The organism is Streptococcus mitis bv. 2 str. SK95 (assembly GCF_000222705.1).
GTDB classification, from domain to species: Bacteria; Bacillota; Bacilli; order Lactobacillales; family Streptococcaceae; genus Streptococcus; species Streptococcus mitis_AY.
Genome location: NZ_AFUB01000050.1, coordinates 1 through 20961, shown reverse-complemented (window position 1 = coordinate 20961; position 20961 = coordinate 1). Strand labels below are relative to the sequence as shown.

Annotated in this window: 23 protein-coding genes and 1 pseudogene; 19 read left to right on the top strand and 5 right to left on the bottom strand. The window is 40.3% G+C overall.

Annotated features, from left to right (window positions below; translation table 11 throughout):
• The first annotated feature begins 51 nt into the window (after positions 1 to 51).
• A complete protein-coding gene (locus tag HMPREF9965_RS09780) occupies positions 52 to 597 on the top strand; it encodes a GNAT family N-acetyltransferase (RefSeq protein WP_000643825.1) in 546 nt (181 codons plus the stop codon).
• A gap of 59 nt (positions 598 to 656) precedes the next feature.
• Here the strand turns inward: HMPREF9965_RS09780 and HMPREF9965_RS09775 are convergent, their stop codons facing one another.
• From HMPREF9965_RS09775 to HMPREF9965_RS09760, 4 genes are read right to left on the bottom strand one after another with little or no spacing between them, the layout of a single operon-like run.
• Positions 657 to 1112 (bottom strand): 8-oxo-dGTP diphosphatase, encoded by a 456-nt coding sequence (locus HMPREF9965_RS09775; protein ID WP_001081768.1) that lies wholly within the window; start codon positions 1110 to 1112, stop codon positions 657 to 659.
• 10 nt (positions 1113 to 1122) lie between these two features.
• Positions 1123 to 1644 (bottom strand): DUF1697 domain-containing protein, encoded by a 522-nt coding sequence (locus tag HMPREF9965_RS09770; protein WP_004243944.1) that lies wholly within the window; start codon positions 1642 to 1644, stop codon positions 1123 to 1125.
• Between the two features lie 13 nt (positions 1645 to 1657).
• Positions 1658 to 2839 carry an NAD(P)/FAD-dependent oxidoreductase gene (locus HMPREF9965_RS09765; protein ID WP_004243931.1) on the bottom strand — a complete coding sequence of 394 codons (1182 nt, stop codon included), beginning with the start codon at positions 2837 to 2839 and terminating at the stop codon, positions 1658 to 1660.
• A 57-nt stretch (positions 2840 to 2896) separates the two neighbouring features.
• On the bottom strand, positions 2897 to 3742 hold the full coding sequence (locus HMPREF9965_RS09760; RefSeq protein WP_000219953.1) for a DegV family protein: 846 nt from the start codon (positions 3740 to 3742) through the stop codon (positions 2897 to 2899).
• Positions 3743 to 3866: 124 nt separating this feature from the next.
• Between HMPREF9965_RS09760 and HMPREF9965_RS09755 the strand changes: the two genes are divergently transcribed.
• From HMPREF9965_RS09755 to ftsX, 18 genes are all read left to right on the top strand, one after another.
• Positions 3867 to 4424 carry a TetR/AcrR family transcriptional regulator gene (locus HMPREF9965_RS09755; protein WP_000003900.1) on the top strand — a complete coding sequence of 186 codons (558 nt, stop codon included), beginning with the start codon at positions 3867 to 3869 and terminating at the stop codon, positions 4422 to 4424.
• An 18-nt stretch (positions 4425 to 4442) separates the two neighbouring features.
• The gene (locus tag HMPREF9965_RS09750; RefSeq protein ID WP_000136987.1) at positions 4443 to 4910 is read left to right on the top strand and encodes a deoxycytidylate deaminase; all 468 of its coding nucleotides are present in this window, start codon (positions 4443 to 4445) and stop codon (positions 4908 to 4910) included.
• Positions 4911 to 4998: 88 nt separating this feature from the next.
• Entirely contained in the window at positions 4999 to 5628 is a 630-nt protein-coding gene (gene upp, locus HMPREF9965_RS09745; RefSeq protein WP_025169005.1) for a uracil phosphoribosyltransferase, read from the top strand.
• A 179-nt stretch (positions 5629 to 5807) separates the two neighbouring features.
• Positions 5808 to 6398 (top strand): ATP-dependent Clp protease proteolytic subunit ClpP, encoded by a 591-nt coding sequence (gene clpP, locus HMPREF9965_RS09740; protein WP_000613463.1) that lies wholly within the window; start codon positions 5808 to 5810, stop codon positions 6396 to 6398.
• Between the two features lie 79 nt (positions 6399 to 6477).
• On the top strand, positions 6478 to 6747 hold the full coding sequence (locus HMPREF9965_RS09735) for a YlbG family protein (protein ID WP_000462114.1): 270 nt from the start codon (positions 6478 to 6480) through the stop codon (positions 6745 to 6747).
• 87 nt (positions 6748 to 6834) lie between these two features.
• Entirely contained in the window at positions 6835 to 7995 is a 1161-nt protein-coding gene (locus HMPREF9965_RS09730; protein ID WP_000726137.1) for an ABC transporter substrate-binding protein, read from the top strand.
• Positions 7996 to 8114: 119 nt separating this feature from the next.
• Complete coding sequence (locus HMPREF9965_RS09725; protein WP_000941418.1) at positions 8115 to 8984, top strand: branched-chain amino acid ABC transporter permease; 870 nt, start codon at positions 8115 to 8117, stop codon at positions 8982 to 8984.
• A gap of 3 nt (positions 8985 to 8987) precedes the next feature.
• On the top strand, positions 8988 to 9944 hold the full coding sequence (locus HMPREF9965_RS09720; RefSeq protein ID WP_000856265.1) for a branched-chain amino acid ABC transporter permease: 957 nt from the start codon (positions 8988 to 8990) through the stop codon (positions 9942 to 9944).
• Positions 9944 to 10708 (top strand): ABC transporter ATP-binding protein, encoded by a 765-nt coding sequence (locus HMPREF9965_RS09715; RefSeq protein WP_001186010.1) that lies wholly within the window; start codon positions 9944 to 9946, stop codon positions 10706 to 10708. The genes HMPREF9965_RS09720 and HMPREF9965_RS09715 overlap by 1 nt, the downstream gene beginning before the upstream one ends.
• Positions 10708 to 11418 carry an ABC transporter ATP-binding protein gene (locus HMPREF9965_RS09710; RefSeq protein ID WP_000062210.1) on the top strand — a complete coding sequence of 237 codons (711 nt, stop codon included), beginning with the start codon at positions 10708 to 10710 and terminating at the stop codon, positions 11416 to 11418. Before HMPREF9965_RS09715 ends, HMPREF9965_RS09710 begins: the two co-directional genes overlap by 1 nt.
• Positions 11419 to 11715: 297 nt before the next feature.
• Positions 11716 to 13494: a phosphotransferase gene (locus tag HMPREF9965_RS09705; protein WP_000947699.1), complete on the top strand. Its 1779-nt coding sequence runs from the start codon at positions 11716 to 11718 to the stop codon at positions 13492 to 13494.
• A gap of 1 nt (position 13495) precedes the next feature.
• Complete coding sequence (locus tag HMPREF9965_RS09700; RefSeq protein ID WP_000805401.1) at positions 13496 to 13681, top strand: hypothetical protein; 186 nt, start codon at positions 13496 to 13498, stop codon at positions 13679 to 13681.
• Position 13682: 1 nt separating this feature from the next.
• Entirely contained in the window at positions 13683 to 15110 is a 1428-nt protein-coding gene (locus HMPREF9965_RS09695) for a cytosine permease (RefSeq protein ID WP_000041463.1), read from the top strand.
• A 132-nt stretch (positions 15111 to 15242) separates the two neighbouring features.
• The gene (locus HMPREF9965_RS09690; protein WP_000041465.1) at positions 15243 to 16670 is read left to right on the top strand and encodes a cytosine permease; all 1428 of its coding nucleotides are present in this window, start codon (positions 15243 to 15245) and stop codon (positions 16668 to 16670) included.
• Positions 16671 to 16802: 132 nt separating this feature from the next.
• On the top strand, positions 16803 to 17459 hold the full coding sequence (locus HMPREF9965_RS09685; protein WP_000268639.1) for a CBS domain-containing protein: 657 nt from the start codon (positions 16803 to 16805) through the stop codon (positions 17457 to 17459).
• Between the two features lie 110 nt (positions 17460 to 17569).
• Positions 17570 to 18665, top strand: a protein-coding gene (gene prfB / locus HMPREF9965_RS09680; RefSeq protein WP_096753628.1) for a peptide chain release factor 2 whose coding sequence is annotated in 2 segments (ribosomal slippage) — positions 17570 to 17641 and positions 17643 to 18665 — 1095 coding nt in all. Because the reading frame shifts where the segments join, the coding sequence is not laid out codon by codon here.
• 18 nt (positions 18666 to 18683) lie between these two features.
• A complete protein-coding gene (gene ftsE / locus HMPREF9965_RS09675; RefSeq protein ID WP_000022270.1) occupies positions 18684 to 19376 on the top strand; it encodes a cell division ATP-binding protein FtsE in 693 nt (230 codons plus the stop codon).
• A complete protein-coding gene (gene ftsX / locus HMPREF9965_RS09670) occupies positions 19369 to 20295 on the top strand; it encodes a permease-like cell division protein FtsX (RefSeq protein WP_000625561.1) in 927 nt (308 codons plus the stop codon). The genes ftsE and ftsX overlap by 8 nt, the downstream gene beginning before the upstream one ends.
• 97 nt (positions 20296 to 20392) lie before the next feature.
• Here ftsX and HMPREF9965_RS09665 read toward each other — a convergent pair.
• Positions 20393 to 20961, bottom strand: a pseudogene (locus HMPREF9965_RS09665) (transposase); the annotation flags it as partial.

The window sequence follows — 20961 nt, the reverse complement described above, 5'->3', positions numbered from 1 at the left end:
CTGTTGAACCTTTTTTGCTTGAGCCTTAAGCTTAGAAAGCGAGGTAACATTATGAAAGCAATCGGTACGCAAATGTTACAGACAGAACGTTTGATTTTAAGAAGATTTGGGGAGAGTGATGCGGAAGCCATGTTTCAAAATTGGGCTTCATCTGCTGAGAATCTGACCTATGTCACCTGGGATCCTCATCCTGATGTTGAGGTGACTCGGAACTCGGTTCGAAATTGGGTTGCCTCCTATGCCAATCCCCACTATTTCAAATGGGCGATTTGTCTCAAAGAAAAACCAGAGCAAGTGATAGGAGATATCAGCATCGTTGAGGTGAATGAGAACGATTCTTCTTGTGAAATTGGCTATATTTTAGGTAAAACCTATTGGGGCCGTGGTATGATGACAGAGGCTTTGAAAACTGTATTAGACTTCTGTTTTACTCAAGCAGGATTTCAAAAAGTTAAAGCACGTTATGCCAGTCTCAACCCAGCTTCAGGCCGAGTCATGGAAAAGGCTGGAATGACCTATCTAAAAACCATTGCCAATGGTGTGGAGAGAAAAGACTACGTTGCGGACCTTATTTATTACCAGATTAAAAAGAACTAAGAAATGACCTGGGCTTCAAAATCTAACTTTTGAAGCTCAGGTCATTTTCTTCTGCTCTTTTATTTTAACTCATAAAGCCAGTCATCGCCGTCTTTATAGTAAAAGAATTCACTGAGATCCTCTTCTAGAAACACACGAAGCATATCAGACATATCATCGGTTGCAAGTTTTAGTTGAGAGAGATTTTCAAACTCTTCCCACCATACCTTTCCTTCTTCTGAAGACTGGAGTTCACCAGTAAAGTGTTCTGTTTTGTAAAAGAGGACGACATACCGATAATCCTCGTCATCGTACCAGTCTTTGATACCACAAAGTTGAGGTTTGGATATGGTTAGTCCAGTTTCTTCCTTGACTTCTCTGATAACTGCATCGGTAAACGATTCCCCACGCTCTACATGACCACCAGGAAAAGTGATTCCGGGCCAGTCGGGATTAACTCGATCTTGAACTAGAACCTTGTTTCTGTTTTTAATCATGCACATGTTGACAAATTCGACTAATTCTCGTCTGTTCATATTGTTTTTCCTATTTTGTTAGTAACTTTTCCACGACGTTTAACTTTCGCATGGTCAAATCCACGCCAAACAGTTTTTCAAGATAGTTGGTATTGAGCTTTTTTCGTTTTGCAGTTCTAGGGAGATAGAGGTAGAGACAGTGATCGCCTACACAAATTTCTTCCTCACCGTAGTCAGCTTTCAAATTTTCTAATGGCAGACTTTGGATAAATCCCTGATAAAGGATCACATGCACACGATCATGAAGATAGTCTTCTCTAAACGGATTCTCATGAACAATCTTTTCAAAATCATTCTTATTCTTGATAACTATTTTTAAGTCGGCTCCAATTTTTTCCTTTATCAAAGTATGAACACGTTCTCGTATTTCTTCTAAATCTAAGTCACTTTCAAGAATGATATTCCCACTTTGAATATAGGTTCGAACGTGTTGAAAACCAGCTTCTGTCAGAATATCTACCAAATAAGACATTTTCGGGATAGCATTTTTTCCATTAGGAGTAACGCCTCTTAGTAAAATAATATGTTCCAAAGGACTTCCTTTCTTATTTGGTACTTATTGGATTTGAGCCTGCCACCCAGCCGGTACAGAGGGCAGAAGTGATATTAAAGCCACCTGTGTGGGCATTGATGTCTAAAACTTCCCCAGCAAAGTGGAGCCCAGGTACTAGCTTACTTTCCAGAGTTTTAGGATTGATTTCTTTGAGACTGACACCACCTTTGGTAACAAAGGACTTGGCCAGGGACATTTTGCCTGTGACGGGGATTTCGAGTGCTTTGATAGACTGGAGAAGTTGTTCTCGTTCTTTTTCAGTTAGCTGTTTGACTTTTTCAGGAAATCCTTGTACAAAAAACTCAGCCAAGCGTTCTGGCAACAAGGTTCTTAAGGCATTTTTCAAGGATTTTTCACGGTTTTCTTCTAAAAATGACATCAAATCGCTATCAGAAAGTTGAGGTAAAACATCGAGTGAGAGAACCTCTCCACCTTTTACAAAGCTAGACATGCGTAGGGCAGCAGGTCCTGACAAACCAAAGTGGGTAAAGAGCAAATCATGAGTGATGACATGCTTGCCGTAGCTTAAGGTCACATCGTCTAGTGAAATTCCCTGCAAGGTTTTATGCGGAAAATCTGTTAACAAAGGACTTTCAGCAGCCTCAAGCTCGGTAATGGTATGTTTGAAATGACGGGCGATCTCATGTCCAAAACCAGTTGAACCAGTCGAAGGATAAGACTTACCACCTGTTGTGACAATGAGTTTGTCACAAGTGAAGGTTTGGTCCGCGGACTTAAGGACAAACTGGTCGTCTATCTTTTTCACCGAAACAATCTCTGTTTGAGTAGCAACTTGACCACCGAGTTCAGTGATTTTCTTTTCCAGCGCCTCGATAATGGTACGAGACTTGTCACTGGCAGGAAAGACGCGTCCGTGGTCCTCGACCTTAAGCTTAACACCATTCTCTGTAAAAAAATTGATGATATCATGGTTATCAAACTGGGAAAATACACTGTATAGAAAGCGCCCGTTACCAGGAATTCCAGCCAGAAGGTCATCTAAACTTCCGTTATTGGTCACATTGCAGCGACCACCGCCCGTTCCAGCTAATTTTTTGCCAAGTTTCCGATTTTTTTCGATGAGAAGAGTTTTCTGACCATAAAAGCTACTAGAAATCGTAGCCATCATGCCAGCAGGCCCTCCACCGATAACAATAGTATCAAAATGTTTCATAGCTCTATTGTACCACAAAAAACAAGAGATGCTTGGCATCTCTTGTGGCTAATAATCTTAGTTGATTTCATACCCCATCAACAAACCGCCATCTTCTGCATAAAAACTGCAGAGACCAGACGTAGGGATGATTTTGATATTGGCTTGTGGGAATGTTTCCAGCAAGCGTTCTGACAATTGCTGACAGAATTTTTCATTGCTGCGATGAGCCATGACGATACGACCACCAGCATAGCCAGCCTTGATGAGTTCTTCATAGGCTGCTTGAAGGGACTTTTTAGCACCACGAGCTTTTTGAAGAAGCTCTAGGGTTCCAGTTTCACTTGCTTCCCCAACCATACGGATGTTGAGAAGACCAACGACTGTACCGATAAGCTTACTTAAACGGCCATTTTTTACCAAGTTATCAACTTTAGCGAGAACAAAGAGCAATTTTGTTTTTTCTTGGTAAGCTTTGATAGCTTCAACAATTTCCTCATGAGAAAGTCCTTGGTCAATCAAGTCATTGATTTTCTCGACAATCAAATCAACTTCCCCTCCTGCAGATAAACTATCAATCACATGAATCTGAGTGTCAGGGTGTTCTTCGAGGTAGATATTTTTAGCGAGTTGTGCACTATTATGACTACCTGAAAGAGTACCGGTGATAGTAACGACAAAAATATGTTTGGCACTTTCAAATGCACGCAAGTAATCATCAGGGCTAGGACAAGCTGATTTTGAAGCCTCAGAAGTCGCATACATGGTTTTCATCATGTGGTCAATGTCGAGATTGGCATCATCGATAAAGACCTGATCAGCTACTTGAATGGTTAAAGGAACACTAACAAATTCAGTATCAATAGCAGGAGTTGCCAGTTGACGATAATCACAACCAGAGTCAGCTACAATCTTCCAAGTCATAGAAATTCTCCATCTTTGTCACTTATACATTGACAAAGGTTCTGTCTTTTTTTACAATTATATCATGAAAGCCCTTGAAACAAAAGTATCATCTCTCTGTTGTCACAAGTAGAAAGAAATTGTTATGTCTGAACGCAAAATATCTGAAAAATCTCTTGAAAATCTCAGAAAATCAAATCAAGAATCCAATTTCTTGACCAGAGAAGCGATCGAGACTGCTCTTTTGCAACTTCTGGAAAAAAAAGACTTGGCTAAGATTAGTATTTCAGAGTTGGTCAAGCGGGCGGGTGTCTCTCGCGCTGCTTTCTATCGCAATTATGACTCCAAGGAAGAGATTTTGGAAAGCGTCTTTAAACGCAGCGTACACAATATCATGGAGCAGCTCAGTCACTACGATGTCAGAACAGACCTTTATCTAGTCTGGGTTCACCTTTTTCGAGCAGCCAAGAAAGAAGCCAAGGTTATCCAACTTGCTCTGGACTACCACTTGGAAAAGATTTTTATCCAAGCTATGCAGGAATTTCTGGAAAAATACCACGGAAAATCAAAAGATGTCAGTAGCTACCTTCATTCGTTTTGGAGCTCTGCCATCGTATCGGTTCTGCTCAAATGGATCAAGGATGGCATGAAGGTTCCAGCTGAAAAGATTGCAGATTTACGCTTGCCATTTTTCAAAAAATAGAGGACAAGGAGAAGACTTATGACAGAAAAAAGACTAGCTTGGGATGAGTACTTTGCAGCCCAGGCCTTACTGATTGCTAATCGTTCCACTTGTAAACGCGCCAAAGTAGGAGCTGTCCTAGTTAAGGACAATAAGGTCATTTCAACAGGCTACAATGGTTCCGTATCAGGAACGGAGCACTGCATCGACCACGAATGTCTTGTCATTGAAGGACACTGTGTCCGAACCCTTCACGCCGAGGTCAATGCCATCTTGCAAGGAGCCGAACGAGGGGTACCTAAGGGATTTACAGCTTATGTGACCCATTTCCCTTGTCTGAACTGCACCAAACAACTGCTACAAGTTGGCTGCAATCGCGTAGTTTATATCAACCAGTACCGAATGGATGACTATGCCCAATACCTTTATCACGAAAAAGGTACCGAGTTAACCCATTTACCATTAGAGACTGTTCAGACAGCTCTCCAAGAGGCAGATTTGATTTAGAAATTAATAAAAATAAGTGGTTTATAAAGCTTTTTAAACCATTTTTTGATATAATAAGAAGAATAAATTGAAAGAAGGAATTCAGAAAATGGGAAAAATTGAAGTCATTAATCATCCACTTATTCAACACAAGTTGTCAATCTTGCGTCGTACAGACACTTCTACAAAAGCTTTTCGTGAGCTAGTAGATGAGATTGCAATGTTGATGGGATATGAAGTACTTCGTGATCTTCCACTTGAAGATGTAGAAATCGAAACACCAATCACAAAAACAGTTCAAAAACAATTGGCTGGTAAAAAATTGGCGATTGTCCCAATCTTGCGTGCAGGTATCGGGATGGTAGATGGCCTCTTGAGCTTGGTTCCTGCAGCCAAAGTTGGTCATATCGGTATGTACCGTGATGAAGAAACCCTTCAACCAGTTGAATACTTGGTGAAATTGCCTGAGGACATTGACCAACGTCAAATCTTTGTAGTGGATCCAATGTTGGCAACAGGTGGTTCAGCTATCTTGGCTGTTGACTCCCTTAAAAAACGTGGGGCATCAAACATTAAGTTTGTCTGCCTTGTAGCTGCTCCAGAAGGAGTGAAAGCTCTTCAAGCAGCTCACCCAGACGTAGAAATCTTTACAGCAGCCTTGGATGAACACTTGAATGAACATGGCTATATTGTTCCAGGTCTCGGAGATGCTGGAGACCGCTTGTTTGGTACGAAATAAGACTCAGATAGAGTCTTAAAGATGAAATTGGAGGATGTTTCTAATTTCGCGAGGAGGTTGAATTTTTGATTCTGTCGATAGTATAGAGCAAAAAATTTGACCTTTTTTGACCAAAAAGATATAATAGTTCTATATTGAGTCGTATGACTAAGAAAATTCAACATTAAAAGGAGAAATGAATGATTCCTGTAGTTATTGAACAAACAAGTCGTGGAGAACGTTCCTATGATATTTACTCCCGTCTTTTGAAAGACCGCATCATCATGCTAACTGGGCCAGTCGAAGATAATATGGCGAACTCAGTTATTGCCCAATTACTCTTCTTGGATGCCCAAGATAGCACAAAAGATATTTACCTTTATGTCAATACACCTGGAGGTTCTGTGTCAGCTGGTTTGGCAATCGTTGATACCATGAACTTTATCAAGGCAGATGTTCAAACCATTGTTATGGGGATGGCTGCATCCATGGGGACTGTCATTGCATCAAGTGGAGCAAAAGGCAAACGCTTCATGCTTCCAAATGCAGAGTACATGATTCACCAACCAATGGGTGGTACAGGTGGTGGTACCCAACAAACGGATATGGCAATCGCAGCAGAACACTTGCTCAAAACTCGTAAGACATTGGAGAAAATTCTTGCAGATAACTCTGGTAAATCAGTTGAGCAAATTCATGCGGATGCGGAACGTGATTACTGGATGAGCGCCCAAGAAACGCTTGAATATGGTTTTATTGATGAAATCATGGCCAACAATTCTTTGAACTAATAAAGCATGAAAGCGAACTCGACGGAGTTTGCTTTTTTTGATATAATTAGGAGAAGATTTCTTAGAAAGAGGATTCCTCATGTTTGAAAAAACAAATCGATCAGGATTAATCATCTATCTCTACTATAATAGAGATGTAAAAAAACTACAGGAATATGGAGATGTTTTCTATCATTCCAAAAAGCATCGCTACCTGCAACTTTATGTCTCAACTGAGAATCTAGAAGGCTTGGTTGAGAAATTAACTAAGGAACGATTTATCAAAAAGGTAAGGCTTTGTCACATTCAAGAGCTAGAAACTCCCTTCGTTGGGAATCTCTATCGCACTGAAGAAAACGTTATCATTTAAAAAATGAGACAAAAGTGTTGACAATTTTCTGATAATTCGGTATATTCTTAACATACTATTTTTGAAATAACTATAAGGAGATTAAAAATGAAGAAAAAATTTGCCCTATCTTTTGTGGCTCTTGCTAGCGTAGCTCTTCTCGCTGCCTGTGGAGAGGTCAAGTCAGGAGCGTCAAACACAACTGGTAACCCAGTAGACGAAAAGACTATCAAAATCGGTTTTAACTTTGAAGAAACAGGTGCTGTAGCTGCCTATGGTACTTCTGAACAAAAAGGTGCTCAACTTGCTGTTGATGAAATCAACGCTGCTGGTGGTATCGACGGAAAACAAATCGAAGTTGTAGACAAAGACAACAAATCTGAAACTGCTGAGGCTGCCTCTGTTACAACTAACCTAGTGACCCAATCAAAAGTCACAGCTATCGTAGGACCTGCGACATCTGGTGCAACTGCTGCAGCTGTAGCCAACGCTACTCAAGCAGGGGTTCCATTGATTTCACCAAGTGCGACTCAAGACGGTTTGACCAAAGGTCAAGAATATCTATTTATCGGAACTTTCCAAGATAGCTTCCAAGGGAAGATTATTTCAAACTATGTGACAAACAAATTGAACGCTAAGAAGGTTGTTCTTTATACGGACAATGCTAGTGACTATGCTAAAGGTATTGCTAAATCTTTCCGCGAAGCCTACAAGGGTGAGATTGTAGCAGATGAAACGTTTGTAGCAGGTGATACTGACTTCCAAGCAGCCCTTACTAAAATGAAAGACAAAGAGTTTGACGCTATCGTTGTTCCAGGTTACTACACAGAAGCAGGTAAAATTGTAAACCAAGCTCGTGGAATGGGAATTGATAAACCAATCGTTGGTGGTGATGGATTTAACGGTGAAGAATTTGTTCAACAAGCAACTGCTGAAAGAGCATCAAACATTTACTTCATCTCTGGATTCTCAACCACAGTTGATGTTTCTGCAAAAGCTAAAGCTTTCCTTGAAGCATACCGTGCTAAATACAACGAAGAACCTTCAACATTCTCAGCTTTGGCCTATGACTCAGTTTACCTAGTAGCTAATGCTGCAAAAGGTGCTAAAAACTCAGGTGAAATCAAGGACAACCTTGCTAAAACCAAAGACTTTGATGGTGTGACTGGTCAAACGAGCTTTGATGCAGATCACAACACAGTGAAAACTGCTTACATGATGACCATGAATAATGGTAAAGTGGAAGCAGCAGAAGTTGTAAAACCATAACATTAGAATAGTAGCTGAAATAGGGAATGAGCCTTTGACTCACTCCCTGTTTCGGTGTTTATGAACTTGTGAAAATTGAGAAATTTTCTAAAAAATAACAATAGAAAAGAGTGAATGCTATGCTCCAACAACTTGTGAATGGTTTAATTCTGGGTAGTGTTTATGCACTTTTGGCCCTGGGTTATACCATGGTTTATGGAATTATCAAACTCATCAACTTCGCCCACGGTGATATTTATATGATGGGAGCCTTTATTGGTTACTTTTTGATTAATTCTTTCCAAATGAATTTCTTTTTAGCTTTGATTATTTCAATGGTAGGAACCGCACTGCTTGGTGTTGTGATTGAATTTCTTGCCTACCGTCCTTTGCGACACTCTACACGTATTGCTGTTTTGATTACAGCTATCGGAGTGTCTTTCCTACTGGAATATGGAATGGTTTACTTAGTCGGTGCCAATACTCGCGCCTTTCCTCAAGCCATTCAAACAGTTCGCTATGATTTAGGACCAATCAGCTTGACAAACGTACAGTTAATGATTTTAGCAGTTTCCTTACTCCTGATGATTTTATTGCAGGTGATTGTTCAAAAAACAAAAATGGGTAAAGCCATGCGTGCGGTATCAGTTGATAGTGACGCAGCTCAATTGATGGGAATCAACGTAAACCGTACAATCAGCTTTACCTTTGCTCTGGGTTCAGCCCTTGCTGGAGCGGCAGGTGTCCTAATCGCCCTTTACTACAACTCTCTTGAACCATTGATGGGTGTTACTCCAGGTTTAAAATCTTTCGTTGCGGCCGTACTGGGTGGTATCGGGATTATTCCTGGTGCAGCTCTAGGGGGATTTGTGATTGGCTTGTTGGAAACATTTGCTACTGCCTTCGGTATGTCTGATTTCCGTGATGCTATCGTATATGGAATCTTACTTTTGATTCTGATTGTTCGTCCTGCAGGTATCCTTGGTAAGAATGTGAAAGAGAAGGTGTAAACAATGAAGACAAATCTTAAAGTAAATATTCTCTGGTTATTCCTTCTGTTAGCGGGTTATGGATTGGTTAGCGTATTGGTTTCTGCTGGTGTTCTTAATCTATTCCATATCCAAATTTTAGAACAAATTGGGATTAATATCATCCTTGCAGTAGGTTTGAACCTAATCGTTGGTTTTTCAGGACAATTCTCACTCGGTCATGCAGGTTTTATGGCGATTGGGGCTTATGCAGCAGCGATTATTGGCTCAAAATCACCAACCTATGGTGCCTTCTTTGGAGCAATGGTCTTGGGTGCCTTGATTTCTGGTGCAGTCGCTTTGCTCGTTGGGATTCCAACACTCCGTTTGAAGGGTGACTACCTGGCTGTTGCGACACTAGGTGTTTCAGAAATCATCCGTATTTTTATCATTAATGGTGGAAGTTTGACCAACGGTGCTGCTGGTATCCTAGGTATTCCAAACTTTACCAACTGGCAAATGGTTTATCTATTTGTGGTGATCACAACTATTGCAACTCTCAACTTCTTACGTAGTCCAATTGGACGCTCTACTTTATCTGTTCGTGAGGATGAGATTGCTGCAGAGTCTGTTGGGGTAAACACTACAAAAATCAAGATTATCGCTTTTGTCTTTGGTGCCATTACAGCAAGTATTGCTGGTTCACTTCAGGCTGGTTTTATCGGATCTGTTGTGCCAAAAGATTACACCTTTATTAATTCCATCAATGTGTTGATTATCGTTGTATTTGGTGGACTTGGATCTATTACTGGTACCATCGTTTCAGCGATTGTTTTGGGAATTTTAAATATGCTCCTTCAAGATGTAGCTAGCGTACGTATGATCATCTACGCCTTGGCTCTTGTATTGGTTATGATTTTCAGACCAGGTGGACTTCTTGGAACATGGGAATTAAGTCTATCACGTTTCTTTAAAAAATCTAAGAAGGAGGGACAAAACTAATGGCATTACTTGAAGTTAAACAGTTAACCAAACATTTTGGCGGTCTAACAGCTGTTGGAGATGTCACTCTTGAATTGAACGAGGGAGAATTGGTTGGTTTGATTGGACCAAACGGGGCTGGTAAAACGACCCTTTTCAATCTCTTGACCGGTGTTTATGAACCAAGCGAAGGTACTGTGACACTAGATGGTCACCTCCTAAATGGGAAAACTCCTTATAAGATTGCTTCGCTTGGACTCAGTCGTACTTTCCAAAATATTCGTTTGTTCAAGGATCTGACAGTTTTAGACAATGTTCTCATCGCTTTTGGAAATCATCATAAACAACATGTCCTCGCTAGCTTTCTACGCTTACCTGCTTTCTATAAGAATGAGGAAGAATTAAAAAATAAAGCTTTGGACTTACTGAAGATTTTTGATTTGGATGGTGACGCAGATACTCTTGCTAAGAATCTGGCCTATGGTCAACAACGTCGATTAGAAATCGTTCGTGCTCTGGCAACCGAACCTAAAATCCTCTTTTTGGATGAACCTGCAGCTGGGATGAATCCACAAGAAACAGCTGAATTGACAGAGTTGATCCGCCGTATCAAAGACGAATTTAAAATTACTATCATGCTCATCGAACACGACATGAATTTGGTTATGGAAGTCACTGAGCGTATCTATGTTCTTGAATATGGTCGGTTGATTGCTCATGGGACTCCGGATGAGATCAAGAACAACAAACGTGTTATCGAAGCTTATCTAGGAGGTGAAGCCTAATGTCTATGTTAAAAGTTGAAAACCTTTCTGTTCATTACGGCATGATCCAAGCGGTTCGTGATGTAAGTTTCGAGGTTAATGAAGGTGAAGTTGTTTCCTTGATTGGTGCCAATGGTGCTGGTAAAACAACCATTCTTCGTACCCTTTCTGGTTTGGTTCGTCCAAGTGCTGGTAAAATTCAGTTTTTAGGAAAAGAAATTCAAAAGATGCCAGCGCAAAAAATCGTGGCAGGTGGCCTTTCACAAGTTCCTGAAGGACGCCATGTTTTTCCAGGATTGACTGTTATGGAAAACTTGGAAATGGGAGCCTTTTTAAAGAAAAATCGTGAAGAAAATCAAGCTAACTTGAAAAAAGTCTTCTCACGTTTCCCTCGTCTGGAAGAACGCAAAAACCAAGATGCGGCAACTCTTTCAGGTGGTGAACAGCAGATGCTAGCTATGGGACGCGCGCTCATGTCAACACCTAAGCTCCTTCTCTTGGATGAGCCGTCAATGGGACTTGCCCCGATCTTTATCCAAGAAATTTTTGATATCATCCAAGATATTCAGAAGCAAGGAACAACGGTTCTCCTAATTGAACAGAACGCTAACAAGGCCCTTGCTATCTCTGACCGAGGTTATGTACTTGAAACAGGAAAGATTGTCCTATCAGGAACAGGAAAAGAACTCGCAGCATCAGATGAAGTCAGAAAAGCATACCTAGGTGGCTAAAACAATCCAGTGGATTGTTTTAGTCGGTGGATGAGAGTTACGGAAGCAATTCCTCTATAGTCCGGGGGACCTTTTTAGTCGGCAGATAAGGATTGCATAAGTAATCCTCCAATCCAGTGGATTGTTTTGTAGATGAATTTGAAGAGCTCCAATTTGGGGCTCTTTCTTCGTTTAGTCCCTATTTTGATGGACTTGATTTGAGCACCTGTTTTCTTAATATAGAATCTAACTTGACAAAAGTATGCGTTCATTATATAATAGAATAAATAAAAATATTGAACAAAAGAGGCTGAGGATATGCTATCAGAAAAACAATTTAAACTTTTACGTTTTTTGTTGACTCACAAAGACGAAAACTTTACGCAGAGACAATTGGCTGAACAGCTAGACATCTCTTTGGGGACGGTAAATAATCTTCTCAAGGAATGTAAAGAAGAGAAGTGGATCAGTGAGGAAAATCATTTAACTGACTTAGGTGAGGAGGCTTTAGCTCCGTATCAGGTGAAGAATGCCATTATCATGGCTGCAGGTATGAGTAGCCGCTTTGCTCCTTTGTCTTATGAGCTACCTAAAGGATTGCTTCAAGTTAAAGGTGAGCGTTTGATTGAGAGAGAAATCAAGCAGTTGCAAGAAGCTGGGATAGAGGATATTACAGTTATTGTAGGCTATCTGCAGGAAAAAATGTTCTATCTAGCAGAAAAATTTGGTGTTAAAATCGTTGTGAATAATGATTACTACAAGTACAACAACTGTTCTTCTCTCATGCTAGTCAGAGACCAACTTTCTAACACTTATATCTGCTCTTCGGATAATTATTTTGCGGAAAATCCGTTTGAACGATACATTTACAGGGGTTACTATTCGACTATATTTGCAGAAGGGGACACAGACGAATACTGCTCTAAGGAAGACTCCAATCACACGATTATCGATATTCAAATCGGTGGGACGAATACTTGGGCTATGGTGGGGCACGTTTATTTTGATCGTGCATTTAGTGAAAAGTTTGTAGATATTTTAGAAACTGAATTTAAGCACGAACCATATCGCGAACAACTCTGGGAAGATTATTATAGTCGTCACGTCAAGGAGCTTCCTTTAGAAGCTCGGCATTATTCAGCAGACATTGTTAAGGAGTTTGATTCACTAGATGAGTTGCGTCAGTTTGATGAACACTATTTGGTGAATACTAATTCGGAAATCATTGATAATATCTGTAAGACATTAGGATGTATAGCTTCAGATATTGTCAATATTAAACCCCTAAAAGACGGTTTAACAAACACTTCGTTTTCATTTGACTGCCTAGGGAAGAAATATGTTTACCGTCATCCGGGTAGAGGAACGGAGAATTATATCGATCGTGCTAGTGAAGCGGCTTCCATGGAAATTGCTGCAAAATTAAAGATTGACCGTACTTTTGTCGCCATGAACAAGGATGAGGGCTGGAAAATTTCAGAATTTATCCCTAATGCCAAGCAACTAGATTATGATAATTGGGATGATGTAGCACAAGCAATGGAGCTCTTGAGACTCTTGCACCAATCTGGAGAAAAAACAAATCATTCCTTTAATCAATTTGAGGGGATTGATGATTTTAGACAAAAACTAAAAGCCAGCAATCGTTTTGAATTTGATGGGCTTGAAGAGTTAGATAAGAATGTCTCAGTCCTCGAAAAGTTTCTACAAGAAGAGCAAACGAAAAAGGTTCTCTGCCACGGAGATTCTTATAGCCCGAATTTCTTGTTGAATGAAGCTGGCGAAATGAGCTTGATTGATTGGGAATATTCTGGTATGGGAGATCCAGCAGGAGATTTAGGAACCTTTATCGGGTGTTCAAATTATACAGTGGAAGAAGCTGAAAAGGTACTTGAGATCTATTTACAAGAAGTTCCAGATAAGAAAACTAAACGTCACTATTTTGCCTATGTATCAGTGACTTCATATTATTGGTTTTTATGGGCTCTGTTCCAAGAAAGCGTTGGAAAACCAGTAGGTGAATTTCTCTACATCTGGTATCGTTATACCAAGCAGTATGGAAAACTTGCATTAGATTTATATTTGGAGGAGAATTGAGATGAAGCCGACATCTGAAATTGAAGAATTAATAGCAAATGAAACGAAAAGAAGGCTAGAAGAAATGGAATCACCAAACTATGTGTTTGCCCAGCCATTTCTAAAAAGTGATTTTATTATAGTCATTGGCTTGGTTCTAATTAACCTTATTCTGATTATCTTAGCCATGACAGGAGGTATTCAATAAAATGTCCAAGATGAATGACTTTATTCAACAGGAGACGATAACGGGAATTGTTCCCATGACCAATAAGGATCGTCAGTATTCTTTCTGGGATCTCTTTCTGTCGACAAGTGGTTTTGCCATCGCAACTTGGTGTTATACCCAAGGAGCTTATGTGGCTCAATATTTGACCTTTAATCAAATGTTGATTAATATTTTTAGTTTTAACATTATCTGGGTTTTTATCGAATGTCTCCCGATTCTGTTTGCGGTTAAATATGGGATTGATTTGTGGATTTGGTTAAGGGCTGTCCTCGGAAAAAAAGGAGTGGCCTTGCTATCAACCATTATTAGCTTAGCTAACTTTGGCTGGTATGCCGTTGCGGCCAATCTTTTTGCTAGCTCCATGATTCATTTGGCAAATAATTTCGGTCTTGGTTTGGACAAGGGAGTATGGGCACCTGTTCTTGGTACACTCTGTGTTCTTCTTGGAACGCTGATTGCTCTTGGAGGTCCAGAAGTTATTAAATGGACCAATCGATTCTTGGTCATCGCCCTGCTGATTGTCGGTCTGATTATCGTTGGAATCTGTTTTGTAGCCGTGCCTATCACTGACATTATGAACATTCAACCGGCTACCCAAGGAGATTTGACGCCATTAGAACGCTTCATGCTTTCTGGAGAAGGAAATGTTGCCTTTGCCTTTTCTTGGTCTACACAGGCATTGGTTTTACCGCGTTTAGCAAAATCAGAACGCAGTGGTTATTGGGCTACAGCCTTATCATACGGAGTTGTGGCTCCATTCTTCGTTGCGACAGGTGGAGTCATGGCTCTAGCCATGTTTGTCAAAACAGGTGTTTATGAAAGTGATCCAACAACCATGCTTTCAACTCTAAGCACACCTGCCTTTGCACTCCTAAGTCTACTACTAGTAGCCTTTGCCAATATTGGAACCCAAGGGACAGGATCATACGTGAACTGTATGATTGTTAAAAGCGGGATGCCAAAAGTAAGCTATAAACTAATGGTTTGGATTGCTATGGTTTACGTGAGTCTACTCACCATCTGGGGAGGGGTAGAAGAGTACTTCGGTTCCTTCATCTCCCTAGCCGCCTATATTCAGGGGCCAATTATTGGTATGATTGTTGTCGATTACTTTATCTTAAGAAAACGAAAACTTGATTTGCGTTCAGCCTATTTCCTTGAGGGACATAAAGCTTATGAGTTTACAAATGGCTTTAATCTGGTTGGCTTATCTTGCGTATTTATCTCCTTGTTGGTTGCAGTACTATTTGTTTATAACCCTGTAACAGCACAGATTCAAAGCCCAATCTTTTTATTCACAACAGGTAGTGGCTTTACTGCGATTTTTGGAGGTTTATTGTACTGGTTAGCTAGCTTAACTCCGTTAAAACGCTATATGATCAAGGATCGAGATTCCGTTACGATTTAAGGATAAATAAAAGTCTTAATCTATATCTATTTGCTTCCTCTTTTTTGAAAGTTAATTTTACATAAGTAATTGATATGATTCTAGTCAATCATATTCTGATTATCCTAGCCATGACAGGAGGTATTCAATAAAATGTCCAAGATGAATGACTTCATTCAACAGGAGACCATAACGGGAATCGTTCCCATGACCAACAAGGATCGTCAGTATTCTTTCTGGGATCTCTTCTTATCGACAAGTGGTTTTGCCATCGCAACTTGGTGTTATACCCAAGGAGCTTATGTGGCTCAATATTTGACCTTTAATCAAATGTTGATTAATATTTTTAGCTTTAACATTATCTGGGTCTTTATTGAATGTCTCCCAATCTTGTTTGCTGTTAAATATGGAATTGATTTATGGATTTGGTTGAGAGCTGTTCTAGGTAGAAAAGGGGTGGCCGTTCTATCAACCGTGATTAGTCTGGCAAATTTTGGTTGGTACGCCGTCACCGCCAATCTTTTTGCCAGCTCCATGATTCATTTGGCAAATAATTTTGGGCTTGGTTTAGACAAGGGAGTATGGGCACCGATTCTAGGCACTCTCTGTGTTCTTCTTGGAACGCTGATTGCTCTTGGGGGGCCAGAGGTGATTAAAGGTACTAATCGCTTCCTGGTGGTTGCCTTGTTATTTGTTGGGCTAATCATCGTTGGAATCTGTTTTGTTGCGGTTCCGATTAGGGATATTATGAATGTCCAACCTGCCATCCAAGAAAATTTGACACCGATTGAACGTTTTATGATGTCAGGGGAAGGAAATGTGGCCGTAGCCTTTTCTTGGTCTACACAAGCCTTTGTCTTACCACGTTTGGCAAAATCAGAACGCAGTGGCTATTGGGCTACAGCATTATCGTATGGGGTTGTTGCGCCATTCTTCGCTGCGACAGGTGGAGTCATGGCTCTAGCCATGTTTGTCAAAACAGGTGTCTATGAAAGTGACCCAACGACGATGCTTTCCACTCTAAGTACTCCTGCCTTTGCCCTTTTAAGTTTACTACTGGTAGCTTTTGCCAATATTGGAACCCAGGGTACAGGATCGTACGTGAACTGTATGATTGTAAAAAGCGGGATGCCCAAAGTGAGCTATAAACTAATGGTTTGGATTGCGATGGTTTATGTGAGCCTGCTTACGATTTGGGGAGGAGTGGATGAATACTTCGGTTCCTTCATCTCGCTGGCTGCCTATATTCAAGGCCCCATTATCGGAATGATCGTTGTAGACTACTTTATCTTAAGAAAACGAAAACTTGATTTGCATTCAGCCTATTTCCTTGAAGGGCATGACGCCTATGAGTTTACAAATGGCTTTAACCTGGTGGGATTATCTTGTGTAATCATTTCCTTGTTAGTTGCAGTACTATTTGTTTACAACCCTATAACAAAGCATATCCAGAGTCCTATGTTCCTGCTCACAACTGGTAGTGGCTTTACTGCGATCTTTGGTGGTCTATTGTACTGGCTAGCTAGCTTAACTTCTTTAAAACGCTATATGATTAAGGATAGAGATTCTGTTACGATTTAAGTTTAAGAGAGAAGGCTATTTCTCTCTTTTTTGTGATTGAATGTTACAAAATCTTGAAAAAGAGATGAAAGCGTTTGATAGTTTTTGTAAGAAAGTGTATAATTATAGTAGCAATAAAGAAGGAGAAGTCTCATGGCAGTTAAAGATTTTATGACCCGCAAGGTAGTTTATATCAGTCCAGATACGACTGTAGCACATGCAGCAGATTTGATGCGCGAGCAAGGTTTGCACCGTTTACCTGTTATCGAAAATGACCAATTAGTTGGTCTTGTAACAGAAGGAACTATTGCTGAAGCCAGTCCATCTAAAGCAACCAGCCTCTCTATCTATGAGATGAATTATCTTCTCAATAAGACCAAAGTCAAAGACGTCATGATTCGGGATGTTATCACAGTGTCAGGTTATGCAAGTCTAGAGGATGCGACTTATCTTATGCTGAAAAATAAAATCGGTATTCTTCCAGTTGTGGACAACCAACAGGTTTATGGTGTGATTACAGATCGTGATGTTTTCCAAGCCTTTTTGGAAATCGCTGGTTATGGAGAAGAAGGGATTCGTGTTCGGTTTATTACGGAAAATGAAGTCGGGGTTTTGGGCAAGATTGTGACCTTGATTGCAGAGGAAAATCTGAATATTTCACACACAGTCAATATTCCTCGCAAGGATGGTAAGGTTGTTATTGAAGTTCAAATTGATGGGACGATTGATTTAACCTTCCTGAAGGAGAAATTTGAAGCGCAAGGTATCCAAGTAGAGGAGATTGCTCGAACATCTGCTAAAAAGTTATAAAATGGAGGGTGAAAGCCCTCTTTTTTGTATACAATTTGAAATAACAAGCAAAATATGGAAAGAAATGAGAGAATGTGGTATAATGAAACGATGTGAATGAAGGAGTATTTATGGACATTTCAGAAATTCGTCAAAAAATTGACGCAAATCGTGAAAAATTAGCTTCTTTCAGGGGGTCTCTTTGACCTCGAAGGACTAGAGGAAGAGATTGCCATCTTGGAAAACAAGATGACGGAACCTGATTTTTGGAACGATAATATCGCGGCCCAAAAAACGTCGCAAGAATTAAATGAATTAAAAAATACCTACAACACCTTCCGCAAGATGGAGGAGTTGCAGGATGAAGTTGAAATTTTATTGGACTTTTTAGCAGAAGACGAGTCGGTCCATGATGAACTGGTTGAACAGTTGACAGAACTGGATAAGATGATGACCAGCTACGAAATGACGCTTCTCTTGTCAGAACCTTATGACCACAATAATGCAATCTTGGAAATCCATCCAGGTTCTGGAGGTACAGAGGCTCAGGACTGGGGTGATATGTTGCTCCGTATGTACACTCGTTATGGAAATGCCAAAGGCTTTAAAGTTGAGGTCTTGGATTACCAAGCTGGTGATGAAGCTGGCATCAAATCTGTAACTTTGTCTTTTGAAGGTCCAAATGCCTACGGTCTTCTCAAGTCAGAAATGGGTGTTCACCGTCTGGTCCGTATTTCACCATTTGACTCTGCCAAACGTCGCCATACTTCATTTACATCCGTTGAGGTTATGCCTGAGTTGGATGATACCATCGAAGTGGAGATTCGTGAAGATGATATCAAAATGGATACCTTCCGTTCAGGTGGTGCGGGTGGACAGAACGTCAATAAAGTTTCAACAGGTGTGCGTTTGACACACATTCCTACGGGAACTGTTGTCCAATCAACGGTTGATCGTACCCAGTATGGAAATAGAGATCGTGCTATGAAGATGTTGCAAGCCAAGCTCTATCAAATGGAGCAAGAAAAGAAAGCTGCGGAAGTCGATTCCCTTAAAGGTGAGAAAAAAGAAATCACTTGGGGAAGTCAGATTCGTTCTTATGTCTTCACACCTTATACCATGGTAAAAGATCACCGTACGAGCTTTGAAGTCGCTCAGGTAGATAAGGTCATGGATGGAGATCTTGATGGTTTCATAGACGCTTATCTCAAGTGGCGAATCAGCTAAGAATAGAAAGGAACTCATATGTCAATCATTGAAATGAGAGATGTTGTCAAAAAGTATGACAATGGAACGACTGCCCTGCGTGGTGTCTCTGTCACCATTGAACCAGGAGAGTTTGCCTATATCGTAGGACCTTCTGGGGCAGGTAAGTCAACCTTTATTCGAGCTTTATACCGAGAAGTAAAGATCGAAAAAGGAAACCTAACAGTAGCAGGCTTTAATCTGGTTAAAATCAAAAAGAAAGATATCCCTCTGCTCCGTCGTAGTGTAGGGGTTGTCTTCCAGGATTATAAACTCTTGCCTAAGAAAACCGTTTATGAGAATATTGCCTACGCAATGGAAGTTATCGGGGAGAATCGCCGAAACATCAAAAAACGTGTTATGGAAGTGTTGGACCTAGTAGGTTTGAAACATAAGGTTCGTTCATTCCCGAATGAACTTTCAGGTGGAGAGCAGCAACGGATTGCCATTGCCCGTGCGATTGTGAACAATCCCAAAGTCTTGATTGCCGATGAGCCGACAGGAAACTTGGACCCAGATAATTCATGGGAAATTATGAATCTGTTGGAACGCATCAATCTCCAAGGTACTACTGTCTTGATGGCGACCCATAATAGCCAGATTGTAAATACCTTGCGCCACCGTGTCATTGCCATTGAAAATGGCCGTGTCGTTCGTGACGAAGCAAAAGGAGAATATGGATACGATGATTAGTAGATTTTTTCGCCATTTATTTGAATCGTTAAAAAGTTTAAAGCGAAATGGCTGGATGACAGTAGCAGCAGTGAGTTCGGTTATGATTACCTTGACACTCGTTGCTCTGTTTGCGTCCGTAATTTTTAATACAGCTAAACTGGCTACCGATATTGAAAACAACGTTCGTGTCATGGTTTACATTCGTAAGGATGTGGCAGATAACAGTGAAACGATTGAAAAAGAAGGTCAGACAGTTACCAATAATGACTACCACAAGGTTTATGATGCCTTAAAAGCTATGCAAGGTGTTAAAAATGTCACTTTTTCAAGTAAGGAAGAACAGTATCAAAAATTGACTGAAACGATGGGAGACGATTGGAAGGTCTTTGAAGGAGATGCCAACCCTCTCTATGATGCCTATATCGTTGATACAAATTCTCCGAGTGATGTTAAAACGGTAGCTGAAGAAGCTAAGAAAATTGAGGGAGTATCAGAAGTTCAAGATGGTGGAGCCAACACTCAACGACTTTTCGAACTGGCTTCCTTTATCCGTGTTTGGGGATTGGTTATTGCAGGGCTTTTGATTTTCATTGCGGTTTTCTTGATTTCCAATACTATCCGTATTACCATTATTTCTCGGAGCCGTGAAATTCAAATCATGCGTCTAGTAGGAGCTAAAAACGGCTATATTAGAGGACCATTCTTGCTAGAGGGTGCCTTTATTGGCTTACTAGGTGCAGCGATTCCTTCAGTCCTTGTATTCTTTATCTACAATATGGTTTATCAATCTGTCAATAAATCCTTGGTGGGGCAAAACTTGTCAATGATTACGCCAGATGTGTTTATCCCTTTGATGACAGTCCTATTGTTTGTGATTGGTATTTTCATTGGGGCAATTGGATCAGGCATTTCAATGCGTCGATTCTTGAAGATCTAGTTGGATATAAATGCAACTTGCAGACCAAATCAGAAATAATACAATTTTAAAAGAGAAGTTTTCTGGCTCTTTGTCAACTGTAGTGGATTGAAGTCAGCTAAGATCGAGAAAGGACGAATTTCGTCCTTTCTTTTTTGATGTTGAGAGCGATGAGAATTCTAGTTTTAAAGTTGTCAAAGTTCCGAAAGTCAAAAGCCAAAAGCGTTTCGTTTGATGAGTTTAATGAATTTATTAGTTGCTTCCAAATTTGCGTTGGAATAGGGTAATTGGAGGGCGTTGACGATTTTCTCTTTGTCCTTGAGGAAGGTTTTTAAGACAGTCTGAAAAAGAGGATGAACCTGCTTTAGATTGTCCTCAATGAGTCCGAAGAATTTGTCAGGTTCCTTGTTCTGAAAGTGAAAAAGCAAGAGCTGATAGAGATGATAGTGGTGTTTCAGGTCTTCTGAATAGCTAAAAAGCTTATCTAGAATCTCTTTTATCCTGTTGGATGATCTTCCAGTAACGTTTGATAGCCTTGTATTCATGGGATTTTCGCTCAAACCGATTCATGATTTGGACCCACACACGGCTCATAGCACGGCTAAGATGTTGCACAATGTGAAAACGATCTAGAACGATTCTAGCACATGGAAAAAGCTGTTTAGCCAAGTTATAGTAAGGGCTGAA